Annotated in this window: 8 protein-coding genes; 1 reads left to right on the forward strand and 7 read right to left on the reverse strand. The window is 66.5% G+C overall.

Annotated features, from left to right (window positions below):
* Nucleotides 1-113 precede the first annotated feature (113 nt).
* From fusA to ACFYMC_RS14435, 5 genes are all read right to left on the reverse strand, one after another.
* Nucleotides 114-2240, reverse strand: a complete 2127-nt coding sequence (gene fusA / locus ACFYMC_RS14415) for an elongation factor G (RefSeq protein ID WP_388523884.1) — start codon at nt 2238-2240, stop codon at nt 114-116.
* Nucleotides 2241-2279: 39 nt separating this feature from the next.
* Nucleotides 2280-2750: a 30S ribosomal protein S7 gene (rpsG, locus tag ACFYMC_RS14420; protein ID WP_053731192.1), complete on the reverse strand. Its 471-nt coding sequence runs from the start codon at nt 2748-2750 to the stop codon at nt 2280-2282.
* A gap of 2 nt (nt 2751-2752) precedes the next feature.
* Entirely contained in the window at nt 2753-3124 is a 372-nt protein-coding gene (gene rpsL / locus ACFYMC_RS14425; protein WP_007265893.1) for a 30S ribosomal protein S12, read from the reverse strand.
* 483 nt (nt 3125-3607) lie between these two features.
* Complete coding sequence (locus tag ACFYMC_RS14430) at nt 3608-4066, reverse strand: PH domain-containing protein (RefSeq protein ID WP_388523887.1); 459 nt, start codon at nt 4064-4066, stop codon at nt 3608-3610.
* A 129-nt stretch (nt 4067-4195) separates the two neighbouring features.
* Entirely contained in the window at nt 4196-10279 is a 6084-nt protein-coding gene (locus ACFYMC_RS14435; RefSeq protein ID WP_388523890.1) for an RHS repeat domain-containing protein, read from the reverse strand.
* Nucleotides 10280-10832: 553 nt separating this feature from the next.
* On the opposite strand from ACFYMC_RS14435, the gene ACFYMC_RS14440 reads away from it, so the two are divergent.
* A complete protein-coding gene (locus ACFYMC_RS14440; RefSeq protein ID WP_388523893.1) occupies nt 10833-13862 on the forward strand; it encodes an FG-GAP-like repeat-containing protein in 3030 nt (1009 codons plus the stop codon).
* Nucleotides 13863-14013: 151 nt separating this feature from the next.
* On the opposite strand, the gene ACFYMC_RS14445 is transcribed toward ACFYMC_RS14440, so the two are convergent.
* Together ACFYMC_RS14445 and rpoB are read right to left on the reverse strand one after the other, a co-directional pair.
* A complete protein-coding gene (locus ACFYMC_RS14445; RefSeq protein WP_388523896.1) occupies nt 14014-17913 on the reverse strand; it encodes a DNA-directed RNA polymerase subunit beta' in 3900 nt (1299 codons plus the stop codon).
* 122 nt (nt 17914-18035) lie between these two features.
* On the reverse strand, nt 18036-21518 hold the full coding sequence (gene rpoB / locus ACFYMC_RS14450) for a DNA-directed RNA polymerase subunit beta (protein WP_388523899.1): 3483 nt from the start codon (nt 21516-21518) through the stop codon (nt 18036-18038).
* Nucleotides 21519-21613: the final 95 nt, after the last annotated feature.

Genomic DNA, 21613 nt, shown 5'->3' on the forward strand with positions numbered 1-21613 from the left:
CCAGGTGATCTTTGCTGGAATGCCGGTCCCCGGGGCACGCGATGCTTCGCTTTCGCATCGAACCGCGCGCCCCGAGTCTCCGGTGACAAGCCTAAAGCGTGAACTCGGAAGAGTTACTCGCCCTTGGCCTTCGCGATGATCTCCTCGGCGACGTTCCGCGGAACCTCGGCGTAGGAGTCGAACTGCATCGAGTAGCTTGCGCGACCCGAGGTCTTGCTGCGGAGGTCTCCGACGTAGCCGAACATCTCCGAAAGCGGCACCAGACCCTTGACGATCCGGGCGCCCATCCGCTCCTCCATGGCCTGGATCTGGCCACGACGGGAGTTGATGTCACCGATGACGTCGCCCATGTAGTCCTCGGGCGTGGTGACCTCGACGGCCATCATCGGCTCAAGCAGCACGGGGCTGGCCTTGCGCGCGGCCTCCTTGAAGGCCTGCGAACCGGCGATCTTGAAGGCGAGCTCGGAGGAGTCGACCTCGTGGTAGCCACCGTCGAGAAGGATGACGCGAACGCCAGTCATCTCGTAGCCCGCCAGGATGCCGAACTGCATGGCCTCCTGCGCACCCGCGTCCACCGAAGGGATGTACTCCTTCGGGATGCGGCCACCGGTGACCTTGTTCACGAACTCGTACGAGGCGTCGCCGCCCTCGATCGGCTCGATCGCGATCTGCACCTTGGCGAACTGACCGGTACCACCGGTCTGCTTCTTGTGCGTGTAGTCGTGGCGCTCGACGGCCTTGCGGATCGTCTCGCGGTACGCGACCTGCGGCTTGCCGACGTTGGCCTCGACCTTGAACTCACGGCGCATGCGGTCGACCAGCACCTCAAGGTGCAGCTCGCCCATACCACCGATGATGGTCTGGCCGGTCTCCTCGTCCGAGTGGACCTGGAAGGAGGGGTCCTCCTCCGCGAGACGCTGGATGGCGACACCCAGCTTCTCCTGGTCACCCTTGGACTTGGGCTCGATGGCGACCTGGATGACCGGGGCCGGGAAGTCCATGGACTCCAGGATGACCTGGTCCTTGTCGTCACACAGCGTCTCACCGGTCGTGGTCTGCTTCAGACCCATGACGGCGATGATGTCGCCGGCGCCCACCGACTCGATCTCCTCACGCTTGTTCGCGTGCATGCGGTAGATCTTGCCGATGCGCTCCTTCTTGCCCTTGACGGAGTTCATCACGGCAGTGCCGGACTGCAGGCGGCCCGAGTACACCCGGACGAAGGTGAGCTTGCCGAGGTGCGGGTCGCTCATGATCTTGAACGCCAGCGCCGACAGCGGCTCGTCGTCGGACGGACGGCGCTTCACCACGACCTCCGCGTCCTTGACGTCGTGGCCCTCGATGGCCTCGACGTCCAGGGGCGACGGCAGGTAGCGGACGACCGCGTCGAGCAGGGGCTGAACGCCCTTGTTCTTGAACGCGGTGCCACAGAACACCGGGGTGACGGTGGTGCCGGAGGACTTGCCGGACGCGATCGTGATGCGGCGGACGGCCGCGTACAGCTGCTCCACGGTCGGCTCTTCGCCGCCGAGGTACAGCTCCATGATCTCGTCGTCGTTCTCGGCGACGGTCTCGACCAGCTTGCCGCGCCACTCTTCAGCGGCCTCGGCGTGGGTGGCCGGGATGTCGACGATGTCGTACATCTCGCCCTTGGCGGCCTCAGCGGACCACACCAGGGCCTTCATACGAACGAGGTCGATGACGCCCTGGAAGTCGGCCTCGGCGCCGATCGGCAGCTGCATCACGATCGGGACCGCACCGAGGCGGTCCTTGATCATGTCGACACAGCGGTGGAACTCTGCACCGGTGCGGTCGAGCTTGTTGACGAAGCAGATGCGCGGAACGCCGTAACGGTCGGCCTGACGCCACACCGTCTCCGACTGCGGCTCCACACCGGCGACACCGTCGAACACGGTGACGGCACCGTCGAGGACGCGGAGCGAACGCTCCACCTCGACCGTGAAGTCCACGTGACCCGGGGTGTCGATGATGTTGATGGTGTGGTCGACCTCTTCAAGAGGCCAGTGGCAGGTCGTCGCGGCAGACGTGATGGTGATACCACGCTCCTGCTCCTGCTCCATCCAGTCCATCGTGGCGGCGCCGTCGTGGACCTCACCGATCTTGTAAGACACACCGGTGTAGAACAGGATGCGCTCGGTGGTGGTCGTCTTGCCCGCGTCGATGTGGGCCATGATGCCGATGTTGCGCACCTTGGCCAGGTCAAGCGAAGTGGTAGCCATATCGGCTCAGTCTTCTCTCGGTCTCGATGTGGGTTGCGACTACCAGCGGTAGTGCGCGAAGGCCTTGTTGGACTCGGCCATCTTGTGCGTGTCCTCACGCTTCTTGACGGCAGCACCGAGGCCGTTGGAGGCGTCGAGCAGCTCGTTCATGAGGCGTTCGGTCATGGTCTTCTCGCGGCGGGCGCGGGAGTAACCCACGAGCCAGCGCAGCGCGAGGGTGGACTGACGGCCGGGCTTGACCTCGACCGGGACCTGGTAGGTCGCGCCACCGACACGGCGGGACTTGACCTCAAGGGACGGCTTGACGTTCTCCAGCGCGCGCTTCAGCGTGATGACCGGGTCGTTGCCGGTCTTCTCGCGGAGGCCTTCCATGGCGCCGTAGACGATGCGCTCGGCGGTGGAGCGCTTGCCGTCCAGCAGGATCTTGTTGATCAGCGACGTGACCAGAGGAGAGCTGTAGACCGGGTCGATGATGACCGGGCGCTTCGGGGCGGGGCCCTTACGAGGCATTCTTACTTCTCCTTCTTGGCGCCGTAGCGGCTGCGGGCCTGCTTGCGGTTCTTGACAGCCTGGGTGTCAAGCGCACCGCGGATGATCTTGTAACGAACACCCGGCAGGTCCTTCACACGGCCACCACGCACGAGCACGATCGAGTGCTCCTGCAGGTTGTGTCCCTCACCCGGAATGTAGGCCGTGACCTCGATACCGGAGGTCAGACGCACACGCGCGACCTTACGGAGGGCCGAGTTCGGCTTCTTCGGGGTGGTCGTGAACACACGCGTGCAGACGCCACGGCGCTGGGGCGAAGCCTCAAGCGCGGGCGTCTTCGTCTTCTCGACCTTGTCCTGCCGGCCCTTCCGGACCAGCTGCTGGATCGTAGGCACTACTTCTCCGGTTTCTGTGTGCCGTTCGTAAAACTAACCTGGAACTTCACCGACCCACGCGGTCGGGTGTGTCGAAGGCTGCAGGGCCCCGCCAGAGGCGGAAGAACGCAGATTTCGGTGTGGTCTTCCGAGGCTCACCCCGTGGTCGTCAGCACACGCGGGAGCCCAGGGCACACCCCAGGCACAAGGTCAGAGCGTACCTACCTCACAGAGGTAGGTCAAAACAAATGCCCGGCACGCCAAAGCTCCGACCGCAAGTCGGAGGGGATCTCGTTCACCGAGCCCTTCCGCCCCCGGCCCCCGTTCCGGATACCGCCCGACCACGCTCCGCCCAGTGCACAAGCACGGCCGCAAGCAAGGCACCGGCCCCCAGCACGCCGAAAGCAGGGTGCCAATCGCCCCACAGCGCGCGCAGGACGAAGGCGATGCCCCAGAAGGCCAGCACCACCTTGGGCCGCCGGAGGGTCGAGGAGGGCCGGCCCATCACCGCTCCCCCTCCCCGCCCGCGGCCCGCCAACGCTCGGTGATCTGCTGAACCTGGGCCTCGAACTCGCTCAGCTGACGATCAGAGGAACGCATGTCCACGTACGGCGCCGGCAGCCAGCGGGGGCGGCCCGAGCGTCGGTGGATGCGGACCCGGTGTGCGCCGAATCCCCTGCTGGTCTTCAGCTCTGTGGTAACGGCACTGATCTCCCGCCAGCGGTAGGTGCGCCGCCACAGAGGCCGCCGGGCGCGGATGCCCTGGTCGTCGACGACGACCTTGGCGAGTGACACGTTCAGCAGGAAGGGAATGATGACCAACCAGCCAAGGCCGAACGCGTCGATGAAGCCGGAGACCTGCCCCGCAGCAAGGACGCGCACCAGCGAGACCAAGCCCCACAGGCCCATCAGGGCGCAAAGCACCAGGGAGCGAGTGCGGTCCGCCGTGCGGTACTCACTCACGGACATGGAATCCTCATATCTCGACCTTCCTATGACTCCGGGGAGCGGACACACATCTCATGCATGATGTGCATCCGCTCCCCGAGACGTAATCGACTACCCCGCACGGGAAATCCCCACGGGATTCGCTCAACGATTACCGAGCGACCAGTTCGACCAATCCGTGGTAGCCGCTCCTACGGTCGCGGGCATCGCATCGTACTTCAGCGACCCGTAAATTCCGACGGAGACGGGAACCCCCTTGGCATTGTGGGGCAGGCCCGCCTTGAGTCCGCCTTCGATGAACCGCGCACCGCGGATACTCAGGCCGGCCGCGGCCCTACCAGCGAGCCGTCCAAGGCCACCGCCCACGATGCCGAGACCCGCCCCGACCGCCGCGTTCTTGAAGTTCTGGCTGCCGAAGCCCTCCCGGTAGGCATAGATCCCCGCGCTGGCGACGCCGGTACCCAGGGACACCGCGCCCAGCGCCGCTGCCAGCGGGGCGCCCACTCCTGTGAGAGCCAGGACCCCGGCCGCCGCCCCGGTGATGGTGCTGACCTTCCCGAGCACATCCGCCATGCCCGTCGTGGTCGCCGCGTTCCATCCCTTGGCGATGGCACCTCCAACGGCCCAGGCCCCTCGGCTCACTCCCCGGGCCACGGACTTGGCGGCGGACTTGGCTCCGGACCAGGCCCGACCCGCTTGTTTCTTAACGTATCCGCCTGCCTTCTTGGCGACCCTCTTGACGGTCTTGTAGGCCTTCTTTGCGTACTTCTTCACCACCCGGACCGTCTTCTTGATCACCTTCTTCGCCGCCCGGGCCACGGTCTTGGTGACCCTCTTCACCGTCTTCGTGACCTTCTTCACGACGGACTTGACGGTGGCGACGGCCTTCTTCACCACCTTGGTCACCTTCTTGACCGTCTGGGTGACCTTCTTCGTGACCTTCTTGAAGGCGTTCTTCAGCTTTCCGAAGAACAGGCCGTCCGGGTCGGAAAAGGTGACGGGGTTGTTGTTCGCGTAGGAGTACGCGTTCATCCGCTGCGAGTCACCCTGGTCGACCATGGGATCCACGCTGAGGAAGCGCCCCAGCGCGGGGTCGTAGGCGCGGGCCCCGAGCTGGGTGAGGCCGGTGGCGTCCTTCGTGCCGTTGACGAAGCCCTGGCCGCCAGGCCAGGAGAGCGCTGTCGCCGCTCCCGCGACCGCCGAACGCTCATTGCCGAAGGGGTCCAACGAGCGGTGCATGACGACCTGCGTGGTGGCGTCGATCGCCGTGTTGGCCGTGCCGTGGTGGTCAGCGAAGAGGAACTGCAACTGTCCGCCCGTACGGGCGGCCACCGTGTCGCCCTCGAACTCGTAGTAGCGCGTACCGGCCGTCTTCCCGTCCGCCCTCAGCAACAGTTCGTTGCCGCCCGGCAGGTACAGGGTGGTGCCCTGACCGTCCTTGCGCAGCAGACGTCCGCCGTCGCCGTCATAGGTGTACGAGGAGGCGGCAGCGCCAAACTCCGTCACCGAAGCCAGCTGGTTCTCCGAGTCCCAGCTCAACGTCTGGTCCCGCCCGCCCGACTTACGGCTCACCGTGTTGCCGGATGCGTCGTAGTCGAAGGTGTCCGTCACACTCGCGGTTCCACCCTGGTGGGTGGTCACCGAGGTCAGCGCGGTCGGGCCGGAACCGCCGGACTTCGCGTAGTGGTAGGTCCGGACGACGTCCTTGGCCGTGTCGCCGCTGGTGTCGTGCCGGATCTCCTTGGTGCGGTTGCCCAGCGCATCGAAGCTGTAGGAGAGCCAGTACGGCCCGGGCCCACCGACATTGGACTTGGTCGGGGAAGCCTCGCAGCCGTCCGTGGACGTCCACGCCTGGGTCAGACGCTGAAGGGCGTCGGTGACGAAGCACTGGGTGTCCTTCTGCTTCGTCTCGTCCTGACCCGTCTCAGTGACGATCCGGTCGACGTTCCCGGCCCGGTCGAAGGAGTACCGCGTGTCGTCGACCCGCTGCGGGGCCAGCGTCCGGTCCGTGGTGGTGCGCAGCAGCTCTCCGGTGTGCTCGTCGTAGGACCACGAGCGGTAGAGGCGGCGTGCCTTGTCGTTGTATTCCGTTCGCTGCACCCGTCCGAACGGGTCGTAGGTGCTGGAGTTGACCAGGATGCGACCGTTCGCCGTCAGGCCCTGCGCCTGATCGCCGGAGTCATAGCGGGTCACGACTCGCTCCGCAGGCAGGTCCCCCATGGCGGGCTGAGCCATCTGAGTCAGCATTCCGGTCCATGCGTTATAGGCGAAACCCCATTTGTAGGTGCCCGCCAGCGCGCCCTCGGCTGCCGGAATGGTCACTTCCAGGCCGGTGGCCTGGTAGTCATTCGTGTAGCCGCTGATCTTCTGGGCGTATACCTGCCCTCCGACGAACCGACGGGACTCGCTCATCTCGCCCTTGGCAACGGAGTCGTAGCTCCACTGCGACCGGACGTGGTCGCCCTCCTTCACCTCGGTGCGGCGGCCCAGCGCGTCATAGCTGGTCCTCAGCGTGACGCCCCGGGCATCCGTCGTGGTGACGGGCCGGTCCATGACGTCGTAGCCGATCCGGGTCGCGCCCTGGTCCGGGTCGACGCTTTCGGTCTGACGGCCCCGCGCGTCGTAGGAGTAGGTGCGCTCGTTGCCCGCGGGGTCCGTGACCCGCTCCAACAGCCCCCGCACGTTATAGCTGTACTTGAGCGACTGCGAGGTGGTGCGAGCAGCGTTGGTGTACTCGATGATCTCGCTGGGACGGCCGAGAGCATCGGTGACGGTGGTGCGCGCCGTGCCGCCCTCGGGCGGGACCACGGTGGTGTGGTTGCCCTCGTAACGCGAGGTGGTGCGGCGCGTCTCCTCACCGAACTTCATCGCGATAGCCGCCGTGGGACGCCCCGCGGCGTCGAACTCGGTACGCAACACCGCAGGTGCCTTGGTGTCGTCTCCGGCCACCAGCACGGGTGCCGGCTCTCCGGTCGCGTAGTAGTCGTCGAATGACTTCCACTCCAGGCCCCGCGAGTCGTAGCGGTTCTCGGTCAGCACCCGGCCATCGCCAGCGGCTGCCGGACTCTGGGTCTGCCGCTCACGCAGCAGACCGTCGTAGATGGCGTAGCTGGTCTCGGTGGAACCATCGCCGCGCAGCTCGCGGGTGGTGACCACCGGGGCGGCGGTGCGCGAGATGCGGTACTCGTAGGCGGCGCTGGGCGCCTGCGGGTACTTGCTCTTGTCCCGCCCCGGCTCCCAGACAGCAGTCAGGCGTCCGAGCCCGTCGTGGGTGAGGTCGGTCCGCTTGCCGTTGGCGTCGATCTCGGCCAGTGGTGTGCCGCGCCGCGGGTCAATCTCGGTGGTCAGGGTGTGACCGAGCGCGTTGGTGGTGACCACCTTCGTGGGCAGGCCGGTGGCCGGCGTGAAGGCCGTGGTCATGGAGCGGTTCTCGGCGTCGGTGATCTCCACCGGGCGGCCGTAGCGGTCGAAGGTGGTGCGCGCCGCCGTGACGAAACCGGTGCCGGCGCCGTCGTTCTCGTCCTCACGGGTCGCGTCGCCCCTGCTGGGCGCGGCACCTACGCTGCCCGAACCGTCGTAGTAGGTGCGCTTGTCAGAAAGCAGCGCGCCCTTGGCCCCACAGGTTCCCGCCGTGGTCCTCTCGGACGCCACCAGTTCCAAGATGTTCGCGGCGGTGTTACGGGCGTAGGCGGTGACCGCGCAGCTCTCGTCGCCGGTCTTCCCGGTGTCGCCGTGCTCGGTCTCGGTGACGGGCATGCCGTAACCGTCGAAGGTGCGCTCGGTCTTCGTGCGCTGCCAGCTGCCGTCCTTGGCGGGACTACGGGTGGTCTGTGCCTCGACACCGCTCAGGTAGGAGGTCAGTGCCGGCAGGCCCGGCCGAACCCGGGTGGCCACCGGCCCCTTGCGCCACGGCTCGGTGGTCTCCTCCGAAATCACCTGAGAGCCGTTGTAGACGGCCTCGGCCCGCTCGGTGCCGGCGAGGTCCGGGTGGTCGGTGAGTTCGTTCCCCTCGAAGTCGGCGACCTTGGCGCCCTCGACACCCCGGAAGTAGCGGGTCCGGGAGTCGAGCTTGGGGCCGTCCGCACCGTTGCCGAGTTGGGTGCGGACCTCGCCGTAGCCGCGGAAGTCGCTATAGGTGCGGTGTTCGGGCTTGGTGAACTCGTCCTCGCTCTTGGCCCAGGCCGCACCGCCCAGGTAGGTGTAGTCCGTCTGCTGGGTCGGCGATCCGCCCACCAGGTCGTTCTCCAGCACCTGGGTGACGACGTACTTGTGGAACCAGTCCTTCACCGGCTTGAAGTCCGCGGCCGGAGAATCGGCGGAGGACCAGAAGACCGGGTAGCAGCGACGGGTGTTGGCCGATTCGGAGGGTAGATCGCCCGGCTTGCAGTCCGGTGCCGAGTACGTGACCCCGATGGAGGAACCGGTCTCGGTGTTCACCTGTCGCACGCGGTAGCGAACAATCGGCGTGATGCCGTCACCGGTGGAGTCGACACGGTTGGGTAGCTGCTGCCCGAGGAAGGTCACCTCGGGCAGCTGTTCGGCCTGTTCCCCGGTGTGGCCGGTCCGGGTGATGCCCGCCAGCCATAGTGCGGGGGTGGAACCGTCGCCGGGATCCGGGAACTGGTGGCGCAGCTTCCAGGTGTCCACCTTCTGGTAGACGCCTTCGACCTGGGTCGAAGTGGTGATCTGGGTCAGCCGCTTGGTGGTCCAGAAGGTGGGGGCGATCTTGCCCTTGCAGTCGCCCGAAGTGCAGGATTGGTCGACCGGCACGTCGGGCCAGCGCTTGGCGTTGGCCGCGGTCATCTTGGACGGGGCGCAGTCGAAGGACGCGTCGGGCAGACACCGCTCGGCGACGGTGAACTCCACCTTCGCCCCGGCGGCGCCGGCACCGTACAGGTCATCGGCGCGCAGACCGTACTCGATCCGTGCCAGATGCCCCCCGCGCACGTAGCTGGTGGGTGTGCCCAGGCCGGTGGTCAGGCTGACGTTGCGGGCGTAGCGGTTGGTCTCGGCCGCGTAGTAGTAGGCGGAGGCGTTGTCATGGGTGTCGACGACGTAGTCGAGGTTCCACCGCCAGGCCTGGGCGCAGGATGAGTCGGCGAACGCGGATTTGGCACAGGGTTCACCGGCCTGGTTCCCGTAGACCGGGACGGTCCAGGTCGACGCGGTCTCGGGCTTGCCGCTGGACCAACCCGGGAGACGGTTGTAGCCGAAGTGGTAGCGGGTTCCGTCAGTGGTGGTGATGCGCCAGTGCTCGCCGTCCGCGTCGCCGTTGCCGCGAGCGGTGTCCTTCAGACGCTCGACGCGGGTGCCGTCGTCGTCCTTGAGCTTCCAGGTGCCGGTGGCATCGTCCTTCACCAGTTCGTGGGACTGGCCGTTCAGCGACATGGTGGCGTTGTCGGACCGCCAGCACAGGTCACCGTTCTTGGCCTTGTTGGTGCCGCCGGTCATGTCGTCGTTGCACGGGGTGTAGCGGCGCTCGATGAAGTTCTCAGTCAGCGACCAGCCGTCACCCACCCAGTTGGCCTGGTTGTTGGTGGCGGCGGTGCGACCGTCGAGGGCTTGTGAGTTGTAGCCGAGGGCAAGCTCGGGTTCGAGGCCCCCGGGCACATCCGGGGTCTGTATCTCGTAGCTCCAGGTGAAGCCGCCGGAGTGGGAGCCGGCGGCCCACTGGCCCGAAGGGCTGAGCGGGGTGGCCTTGTAGTCACCGCCACCACCCGCGGGGGCCGCGGTCGCGGCGAACAGGGCCACTCCCGGGGAAGCCGCCAGGCCGGTGACCGAGCGTGCCGTGGGCACCGACTCCACCAGTTCGGCGGAGGGCTTCAGGGTCGCGTCCACCCGGATTTCGGCGGACAGCGGCTGGTCATCCGTGCCTGGGGTAGCCACGGGGGTCGCCATGGTGCAACCGCTCTTGCCCGGGGTCTTCAGAGCGCATTCGGGCAGCTGCACGAGGGAGAGTCGGGAAGCCCAGTCGGCTCCGAAGGCATCGGAGAAGGCCGAGTGGTCGAGCGTCAGTTTTACCTTGGCGTCCTTACGGCCCTCGGTACCGCGCACCGCGAGCAGGACGCCGTCCACTCCGAGCTTGTTGCTCGCCTTGCGGTCTAGCACCTGGACGGTTGCCCGCTTGGGAGTGACGGACTGGCCGTCGTCGGCGGTACCGAGCTCCACCGGAAGCTTGCCGGCTCGCCTGGTTGCGCCGGGCTGCGCGGGCAGCACGACATCAGCCATGCCCGACTTGGGCCAGTTCGCACCAGATACCCGCTTCACCGCGTCACGTGCGGCCTCGTCGCGCCCCCCGGCGCGCCTGGCGCCGACCGGTGATGTCGGCACTGGTTTGGTCTCTTCAATTTTCGCCATTGCCAGCGGACTTACGGCCACCGCCACTTCGGAGCTCACAATTCCACCGAACATTACGGTGGCTGCAACGACCGACGTGACCTTGGCTTTGCGCTTACGTCGCACAGAACGGGCTTTGCGTTGGCGCATGCCAACGTCACCCCATGGAGATGTCACTCCGCCCCCTATCAAGAAAGTCAAGCCAGTGGACTCTATGTCGACTTGACGCCACCCCATTCCGACAAAAAGGGCTAAACGCACTCCGACTGACCCAGAGAAACGAAAAGTTACCCACCCGTAATGAACGGGTAGCGGTGCACGGAGAATGCTCAGCAAGGGATTAACCTTCTCCCTTGTTAGCCATCGCCAATCTTTGAGAACTGTCGGATGCGACCAATTCGGCAAAGTTCTGATGGTTCATCAAAGCATCAATAGGGGAAACGACTTGACTGTCCATCGGATAGCACGGGGGCGCCGACGAGCCCTGCCCCCACTCCTGGCCGCGGCACTGGCCGCAAGCCTCGTCAGCACTTCCGGAGCCCGGGCCGCCGAGCGCCCCGCCCAGCAGGCGACCGACCGCCCCGAGACGGCCCGTGCAGCAGAACAAGCCGCCCGGACCGGCGAGGAAGTCGAGGTGATATCCGAACGGACCGAGTTCACGACCACCTACGCCAACCCGTCCGGCACCTTCACCCAGGAGACCCACGTCGTCCCGATCCGGGTACGGCAGAGCGGCAGACTGGTGGACGCCGATCCCACCCTGGTACGCGCGAAGGACGGCTCCATCCACCCCAAGGCCACCTCCGTGGGCCTGGAGTTCTCCCGTGGTGGCAACGGCGCGGAACTCGCCACCATCAAGCGGGACGGGCGGAGCATGTCCCTCGGCTGGCCGGGCGAACTGCCCACACCCAGCCTCGACGGGGACACCGCCATCTACCGCGAGGTCCTCCCGGGCATCGACCTCAAGCTCCGGGCCAGCGTCACCGGATTCCAGCAGCTACTGGTGGTCAAGAACCGGCAGGCCGCCGCCAATCCTCGGCTGAAGCGACTCGCGCTCCCGATGAAGACCCGCGGGGTCACCGCGCGTACCGACCGGGCCGGCAACCTCAAGGCAGTCAACCCCGCCGGGCAGGAACTCTTCACCGCCCCCACCCCGGTGATGTGGGACAGCTCCGGTATCCCCGCTGGTCAGACCGCGCGGAAGGGCCTGCGGTCGGCCTCCGAGGCCCTCTCGGCCCAAGCCGCGCCCAAGGCCCTCGCCGCACCGACCACACCGACCACACCGGGGATCGAGGACGACGGGTTCGTCCCCGCGGTCGGCGCCAAGGAGAAGGCGGTCGGAGCGACCTTGCAGTCGGGCTCACTGAACCTGACCCCCGACCAGAGTCTCCTCATGAGTCCGGACACCGTGTTCCCGGTGCACATCGACCCGTACGTCTCCGGCGCACGCAACAACTGGACGGCCGTCGCGAAGAAGTACCCGACGACCTCCTACTACAACAAGTCAGACAACGTGGCGCGGGTCGGCTACGAGTCCGACACCGGCGGCACCTGGCGCTCCCTGTTCACGATGGACACGCGCAACCTGCACGGCAAGACCATCACGAAGTCCACCTTCCGGATCAAGAACACCCACTCCTGGTCCTGCACGAAGAAGCCCGTGGAGCTCTGGGCGGTCAACCCGATCAGCTCCAGCACCACCTGGAACAACCAACCCACCTGGGCTTCCCGCCTCGCCACCGTGACCGACGCGAAGGGCTGGTCCGGCAGCTGCCCCGCCGGCAACCTGGAGTTCCCGGTGCGGGACAACGCCATCAAGGCGGCCGAGCGCAAGTGGAACACCATGACGCTGGGTCTGCGGGCGAACGAGTCGGACACCTTCGGCTGGAAGAAGTTCGACGCCAAAACCGCTGTGCTGTCCACGGAGTACAACACTCCACCGGCCGCACCGACGGGCTACGGCACCAACCCGGTCACGGAGTGCAACGCCTCCCCCTATTCGGCGGTCGGCAACACCGACGTCGACCTGTACGCCAAGGTCTCGGACCCGGACGGCGACGCCGTGAAGGCCCGGTTCATCATGTGGCCGACCGGAGGCTCCGGCAATGTCTTCGACAAGACCGTCAGCGTCTCGTCCGGCTCCGTCGCCCGGGTCACCGTGCCCAAGTCGACGTTCAAGGACAGGGTCTCCTACTCCTGGCAAGTGCAGGCCAGCGACGGCAAGGTGAGCACCGCCTGGACCCCCAACCCGCCCTGCCGCTTCACCGTCTACCTGGACCGCCCCAGCACCCCGCCGACCATCAGCTCCACCGAGTTCCCCAGCGGTGACGCGGGCTGGCCGACTGACACCAGCCCCGTACGCACCAAGGGCACCTTCCTGATCGGCCCCGGCGAAGCCAAGGACATCAGCTCCTACGAATACTGGTCCTCCCTCGACCAGACGGTGCGAACGCTCACTCCTGCGACGGTCGGCAGCAGCGCCTCCGTCACGCTGACGCCCGCGAAAGCGGGCCCGCACCGCCTCTACGTCCGCGGCCTCGACCGCGCAGGCAACCGCTCTGACGCGCGCACCTACCTCTTCTACGCCAACGGTTCCACCACTGCGGACAAGGACGGCGACCTCAACGGTGACGGCCACCCCGACCTGTGGGCGGTGGACGGCGACGGCACGCTCCAGCGCTACTTCGGTGACGGCAGCGGCAAGGCCGTGCAGGCCAACCAGCCGGCCTCGCCGGCCTCGCTGTACCAGGACGCCCGCACCACTCGCCGCGGAGACTGGACCGACGACGGCTACGAGGACCTGATCGCCCTGATCCCCGACTCGGTCGAGCAGCGCAAGCGCCTGTGGGTGCACCCCAACGACGGATCTGGAGCCGTGGACCCCTCCGACCGGCGTGAACTCCAACTCTGGGACCCGTCCTACGACCACTTCCAAAATGCCGACCAAGTCCTCGCCGTAGGAGACGTGGACGGCCCGCTCGACCTCGACGGGGACGGCACGATCGGCCCCGACGACCGCCCCGGATACCCCGATCTGCTGGTGCGCGAAGGAGAGCAGCTGTGGCTCTACTTCGGCTCAGCCTCCGGATACCTGGACGAGTACCTCGACCAGCCCCCGGTCCTCCTCAACGAGGGCGACTGGTCCGGCTACGAGCTCATGGCACCGGCCGATGCGAACGGGGACGGCCGAGTTGACCTCCTCGCCCGGCAGAAGAGCACCGGCGCGCTGTACCTCTACCCGGGCACCGGCGCCGCTGGGGAGGGCCTTGGCAACCCGGCCGGCCGCAGCCAGATCGGCACCGGCTGGACCACCGCCAACCGCCCGCTGGTCACCTCCATCCCGGACGTGCTGTCAGACGGCAAGCCCTCCGTCTGGGCCACCGATGCGAACGGCGCATTGCTCTTCTACCCGGACATAAAGGGCTCCGGTGCGGCAGCGGCCAGCACGCTGAAGGGCTTCCGCAGCCTGAACTGACCGACCCGACACCCCCGCGCGGCCCGCGTTCCGCAGAGATCCAGCCGGAACGCGGGCCGCGCCATGGTCGTGCACGGCCACTCGCCGACCACGACGCCGCAGGGCGGCCACCCCTTCCGGGGTGACCGCCCTGCGGTGTTGGTGCCTGACCTCAGCCGTTGTACGGGCCGTAGTCGTAGTCCTCCAGCGGGACAGCCTGGCCGGAGCCGGTGCCGAAGGGCGAGTAGTCGATGTCGTCGTAGCCGACGGCCGAGTACATCGCGGCCTTGGCCTCCTCGGTCGGCTCGACCCGGATGTTGCGGTAGCGGGACAGGCCCGTACCGGCCGGGATGAGCTTACCGATGATGACGTTCTCCTTGAGGCCGATCAGGGAGTCCGACTTGGCGTTGATCGCCGCGTCGGTCAGGACCCTGGTGGTCTCCTGGAAGGACGCCGCGGACAGCCACGACTCGGTGGCCAGCGAGGCCTTGGTGATACCCATCAGCTGCGGACGTCCGGAGGCGGGGTGACCGCCCTCGGTGACCACACGACGGTTCTCCGACTCGAAGCGCGAGCGCTCGACGAGCTCGCCCGGGAGCAGCTCGGCGTCGCCGGACTCGATGATCGTCACACGGCGCAGCATCTGCCGGATGATGATCTCGATGTGCTTGTCGTGGATCGACACGCCCTGCGAGTTGTAGACCTTCTGGACTTCGCCGACCAGGTGGACCTGGACCGCGCGCTGACCGAGGATGCGCAGCACGTCGTGCGGGTTGGTGGCACCCGCGGTGAGCTTCTGGCCCACCTCGACGTGGTCGCCCTCGTGGACCTCCAGGCGCGCACGCTTCGAGATCGGGAAGGCGGTCTCGTCCGAACCGTCATCGGGGGTGATGACGATCTTCTTGGTCTTCTCGGTCTCCTCGATCCGCACGCGACCGGCGGCCTCGGAGATCGGAGCGACACCCTTCGGGGTACGGGCCTCGAAGAGCTCGACGACACGCGGCAGACCCTGCGTGATGTCGTCACCGGCCACACCACCGGTGTGGAAGGTACGCATCGTCAGCTGGGTGCCGGGCTCACCGATGGACTGGGCGGCGATGATGCCGACCGCCTCACCGATGTCGACCAGCTTGCCGGTGGCCAGCGAGCGTCCGTAGCAGAAGGCACAGGTGCCGACCGCGGACTCACAGGTCAGGACCGAGCGGGTCTTGACCTCCTCCACACCGTTGGCGACCAGAGCGTCGATGAGCACGTCACCCAGGTCAACGTTGGCCGGCGCGATGACCTTGCCGTCGATGACGACGTCCTCGGCGAGCATCCGGGCGTACACGGAGGTCTCGACGTCGTCGGCCTTGCGCAGGACGCCGGCCTCGTCACGGACCGCGATCTTCAGCTTCAGACCGCGCTCGGTGCCACAGTCCTCCTCGCGGATGATCACGTCCTGCGAGACGTCCACCAGACGACGGGTCAGGTAACCCGAGTCAGCGGTACGCAGAGCGGTGTCGGCGAGACCCTTACGGGCACCGTGGGTGGAGATGAAGTACTCCAGCACGGACAGACCCTCACGGAACGACGCCTTGATGGGCCGCGGAATGGTCTCGTTCTTCGCGTTCGACACCAGACCACGCATACCGGCGATCTGCCGCATCTGCATCATGTTTCCTCGGGCGCCCGAGTCAACCATCATGAAGATGGGGTTCGTCTTGGGGAAGTTGGCGTTCATCGCCTCGGCGACCTCGTTGGTCGCCTTGGTCCAGATGGTGATGAGCTCCTGGGTGCGCTCCTGCTTGGTGATCAGGCCGCGCTCGTACTGCTTCTGGACCTTCTCGTCCATCGCCTCGTAGCCCGCGACGATGGCCTTCTTGGCCTCGGGCACGACGACGTCGGAGATGGCCACGGTGACGCCCGAACGGGTCGCCCAGTGGAAGCCGGCCGCCTTCAGGTTGTCGAGCGTGGCCGCGACGATCACCTTGGGGTAGCGCTCCGCCAGGTCGTTGACGATCTCCGAGAGCTGCTTCTTGCCCACCGAGTCGTCGACGAACGGGTAGTCCTCGGGCAGCAGCTCGTTGAAGAGCGCACGGCCCAGGGTGGTCCGCAGACGGAAGCTGTCGCCGGGCTGGAACTCCGGCTCACCCTCCTCGGCGACCGGGGGAACCCAGCCGCGCGGCGGGATGGTGCCCACCGGGAAACGGATGTCGATCTTCGCCTGGAGCGAGAGCTCCCGGTTGTCGAAGGCCATGATCGCCTCGGCGGTGGAGCCGAAGGACCGGTCCGCGCCGATGACCTCGCGCTCCTCTTCGTCCGTGGTGAGGAAGAAGAGGCCGAGCACCATGTCCTGGGTGGGCATGGTGACCGGACGGCCGTCGGCCGGCTTGAGGATGTTGTTCGAGGACAGCATCAGGATGCGAGCCTCGGCCTGTGCCTCCGCGGACAGCGGAAGGTGCACGGCCATCTGGTCACCGTCGAAGTCCGCGTTGAACGCGGTGCACACGAGCGGGTGGATCTGGATGGCCTTGCCCTCGACCAGCTGCGGCTCGAAGGCCTGGATGCCGAGGCGGTGCAGCGTGGGCGCACGGTTCAACAGCACCGGGTGCTCGGCGATGACCTCTTCGAGCACGTCGTACACGACGGTGCGACCACGCTCGACCATCCGCTTGGCCGACTTGATGTTCTGCGCGTGGTTCAGGTCGACCAGGCGCTTCATCACGAACGGCTTGAAGAGCTCCAGCGCCATGGCCTTGGGCAGACCACACTGGTGCAGCTTCAGCTGCGGACCGACGACGATCACGGAACGCGCGGAGTAGTCCACGCGCTTACCGAGCAGGTTCTGACGGAATCGACCCTGCTTGCCCTTCAGCATGTCGCTGAGGGACTTCAGCGGACGGTTGCCGGGACCCGTGACCGGGCGACCACGACGGCCGTTGTCGAAGAGGGCGTCGACCGCCTCCTGGAGCATCCGCTTCTCGTTGTTCACGATGATCTCGGGGGCACCGAGGTCGAGCAGACGCTTCAGACGGTTGTTGCGGTTGATCACACGGCGGTACAGGTCGTTCAGGTCGGAGGTCGCGAAGCGGCCACCGTCGAGCTGCACCATCGGACGCAGGTCCGGCGGGATCACCGGGACGCAGTCCAGCACCATGCCCTTGGGGCTGTTGGAGGTCTGGAGGAAGGCGGAGACGACCTTGAGGCGCTTGAGCGCACGGGTCTTCTTCTGGCCCTTGCCGGTCCGGATGATCTCGCGGAGGCGCTCGGCCTCCTCGTCGAGGTCGAAGGACTCCAGGCGCTTCTGCAGCGCCGCCGCGCCCATCGAGCCGTCGAAGTAGGTGCCGAAGCGGTCGCGCAGCTCGCGGTAGAGCAGCTCGTCACCCTCCAGGTCCTGGACCTTGAGGTTCTTGAACCGGTTCCACACCTCGTCGAGGCGGTCGATCTCGCGCTGCGCGCGGTCACGCAGCTGCTTCATCTCGCGCTCGGCGCCCTCGCGGACCTTGCGGCGCACGTCGGCCTTGGCGCCCTCGGCCTCAAGCTCGGCCAGGTCGGTCTCAAGCTTCTTGGCGCGGCCTTCGAGGTCCGAGTCGCGGCGGTTCTCGATCTGCTGGCGCTCGACGGAGACGTGCGCCTCCAGCGAGGGCAGATCGCGAGTGCGGCGCTCCTCGTCCACGAACGTGATCATGTAAGCGGCGAAGTAGATGACCTTCTCAAGGTCCTTCGGCGCGAGGTCCAGCAGGTAACCGAGGCGCGACGGGACGCCCTTGAAGTACCAGATGTGGGTGACGGGAGCAGCAAGCTCGATGTGGCCCATCCGCTCACGGCGCACCTTCGCGCGCGTGACCTCTACGCCACAGCGCTCACAGATGATGCCCTTGAAGCGAACACGCTTGTACTTGCCGCAGTAGCACTCCCAGTCCCGGGTCGGACCGAAGATCTTCTCGCAGAAGAGTCCGTCCTTTTCGGGCTTCAGGGTGCGGTAGTTGATGGTCTCAGGCTTCTTCACCTCGCCGTGCGACCAGGTACGAATGTCGTCCGCGGTGGCAAGGCCGATCCGCAGCTCGTCGAAGAAGTTGACGTCGAGCACTGTGCGTCAATCCCTCTTTCGGGGTCGTGCCCCCCGCATCAGCGGGAAAATGGGCTCTGCATCATGGTCTGAACGGTCCCGGGGATGGCCGGGGGCTCTTGTGGAGCCCCCGGCCAGGCCCGTCAGACCTCTTCGACGCTGCTCGGCTCGCGCCGGGACAGGTCGATACCGAGCTCCTCCGCTGCGCGGAAGACGTCCTCGTCGGTGTCGCGCATCTCGATGGACATGCCGTCCGAGGACAGCACCTCCACGTTGAGGCAGAGCGACTGCATTTCCTTGATGAGCACCTTGAAGGACTCGGGAATGCCCGGCTCGGGAATGTTCTCGCCCTTGACGATCGCCTCGTAGACCTTGACTCGGCCGGTGACGTCGTCGGACTTGATGGTCAGTAGCTCCTGGAGGGCGTAGGCGGCGCCGTACGCCTCAAGTGCCCACACCTCCATCTCACCGAAGCGCTGGCCACCGAACTGCGCCTTACCACCCAGCGGCTGCTGCGTGATCATCGAGTACGGACCGGTCGACCGGGCGTGGAGCTTGTCGTCGACCAGGTGGTGGAGCTTGAGGATGTACATGTACCCGACCGAGATCGGGTCCGGGAACGGCTCGCCGGAGCGGCCGTCGAACAGGCGCGCCTTGCCGGACGGGAGCACCATCCGCTCGCCGTCCCGGTTCGGGATGGTGTGCTGGAGCAGACCGGCGAGCTCGTCCTCACGCGCACCGTCGAACACCGGGGTGGCGACGTTGGTGCCCGGCGCGACCTGGTCGGCGCCGATCGCCTGGAGGCGCTGCGCCCACTCGTCGCCCAGCCCGGAGACGTCCCAACCGCGACTGGCGAGCCAGCCGAGGTGGATCTCCAGGACCTGTCCCGGGTTCATTCGGGACGGGACACCCAGTGGGTTGAGGATGATGTCGACCGGCGTGCCGTCTTCCAGGAAGGGCATGTCCTCGATCGGGAGGATCTTGGAGATGACGCCCTTGTTGCCGTGACGACCGGCGAGCTTGTCACCGTCGGTGATCTTGCGCTTCTGGGCCACGTACACGCGGACCAGCTGGTTCACGCCCGGAGGAAGCTCGTCGCCCTCCTCGCGGTCGAAGACGCGGACACCGATGACCTTGCCGATCTCGCCGTGCGGGACCTTCAGCGAGGTGTCACGGACCTCACGGGCCTTCTCACCGAAGATCGCGCGGAGCAGGCGCTCCTCCGGGGTCAGCTCGGTCTCGCCCTTGGGCGTGACCTTGCCGACCAGGATGTCGCCGGCGACGACGTCGGCACCGATCCGGATGATGCCGCGCTCGTCGAGGTCGGCGAGGACCTCCTCGGAGACGTTCGGGATGTCCCGGGTGATCTCCTCGGGGCCCAGCTTGGTGTCACGGGCGTCGACCTCGTGCTCCTCGATGTGGATCGAGGACAGGACGTCGTCCTGGACGAGGCGCTGCGACAGGATGATCGCGTCCTCGTAGTTGTGGCCCTCCCACGGCATGAAGGCCACGAGCAGGTTCTTGCCCAGCGCCATCTCGCCGTCCTCGGTCGCGGGACCGTCGGCGAGGACCTGGCTCTCGATCACCCGGTCGCCCTCGTTGACGACGACCTTCTGGTTGACCGAGGTGCCCTGGTTGGAGCGGGAGAACTTGGCGACGCGGTACGTGGTGTAGGTGCCGTCGTCGTTGGCGACGGTGACGTAGTCGGCCGAGACCTCCTGGACGACACCGTCCTTCTCCGCCTTGATGACGTCACCGGCGTCGACCGCACAGCGGTACTCCATGCCGGTGCCGACCAGCGGCGCTTCCGCCTTGATCAGCGGAACGGCCTGGCGCATCATGTTCGCGCCCATGAGGGCACGGTTGGCGTCGTCGTGCTCCAGGAAGGGGATCATCGCGGTGGCGACGGACACCATCTGGCGCGGGGAGACGTCCATGTAGTCGACGTCGTCGCCGGCGATGTAGTCGATCTCGCCGCCACGACGTCGCACCAGCACGCGGGCCTCGGTGAAGCGCATGTCCTCGGACAGGCCGGCGTTGGCCTGGGCGATGACGAAGCGGTCTTCCTCGTCGGCGGTGAGGTAGTCGACGTCATCGGTGACAACACCGTCGACGACCTTGCGGTACGGGGTCTCCACGAAGCCGAAGGCGTTGACCCGGCCGTAGGAGGCGAGCGAGCCGATCAGACCGATGTTCGGACCTTCGGGGGTCTCGATCGGGCACATGCGGCCGTAGTGCGAGGGGTGCACGTCACGGACTTCGAAGCCGGCCCGCTCACGGGACAGACCACCCGGGCCGAGCGCGGACAGACGACGCTTGTGCGTCAGCCCGGACAGCGGGTTGTTCTGGTCCATGAACTGCGACAGCTGGCTGGTGCCGAAGAACTCCTTGATGGAGGCGACGACCGGCCGGATGTTGATCAGGGTCTGCGGCGTGATCGCCTCGACGTCCTGGGTGGTCATCCGCTCGCGGACGACGCGCTCCATACGCGCCAGGCCGGTGCGGACCTGGTTCTGGATGAGCTCGCCCACGTTGCGCAGACGACGGTTGCCGAAGTGGTCGATGTCATCGGTCTCGACCACGATCGAGTTGCCGTTCTCGCCGATCGTCTCGGTCTCGCCCGCGTGGAGCTTGACCAGGTACTTGATCGTCGCGATGACGTCGTCGGTGGTGAGCACGCCGGCGTCCAGCGGCTCGTCGGCACCGAGCTTCTTGTTCACCTTGTAGCGGCCGACCTTGGCGAGGTCGTAACGCTTCGGGTTGAAGTAGAGGTTCTCCAGCAGCGTCTGCGCGGCCTCACGGGTCGGCGGCTCGCCCGGACGCAGCTTGCGGTAGATGTCGAGCAGCGCGTCGTCCTGGCCCTGGGTGTGGTCCTTCTCCAGGGTGGCGCGCATGGACTCGTACTCGCCGAACTCCTCAAGGATCTGCTCGGTGGTCCAACCGAGCGCCTTGAGCAGGACGGTCACGGACTGCTTGCGCTTGCGGTCGATGCGGACACCGACCATGTCGCGCTTGTCGACCTCCATCTCCAGCCAGGCACCCCGGGACGGGATGATCTTGGCGGAGAAGATGTCCTTGTCGGACGTCTTGTCGATGGAGGAGTCGAAGTAGACACCGGGGGATCGCACCAGCTGCGATACGACGACACGCTCGGTGCCGTTGATCACGAAGGTGCCCTTGTTGGTCATGAGCGGGAAGTCGCCCATGAAGACCGTCTGAGACTTGATCTCACCGGTCTCGTTGTTCGTGAACTCTGCCGTGACGAAGAGCGGGGCCGCGTACGTGAAGTCGCGCTCCTTGCACTCGTCCACGGAGTTCTTCGCGGGCTCGAAGCGGTGGTCGCGGAAGGTCAGCGACATCGACCCGGAGAAGTCCTCGATCGGAGAGATCTCCTCGAAGATCTCTTCCAGACCTGACTTGGTGGGGACGTCCTGTCCACTCTCAAGGGCAGACTCGACGCGAGCCTTCCAGGCGGCATTACCGAGCAGCCAGTCAAAGCTTTCGGTCTGCAGCGCCAGGAGGTTCGGAACCTCCAGGGGCTCCTTGATCTTTGCAAAGGAGATGCGCAGCGGGGCAGTGCTGGCGCCGTTGTTCGTATTGGTCGAGGCGTTGCGCGAGGCGGCCAAGAGGGGGTCCTTCCGAGGGCTCGGACTCACTACGCGCGTACCGGTCCCAGCTGACACAGAAGAGGAAAATCCCAGGTCAGGGATCGTCCATCAGA

This window comes from Streptomyces sp. NPDC006879, from assembly GCF_042869595.1.
GTDB lineage: Bacteria > Actinomycetota > Actinomycetes > Streptomycetales > Streptomycetaceae > Streptomyces.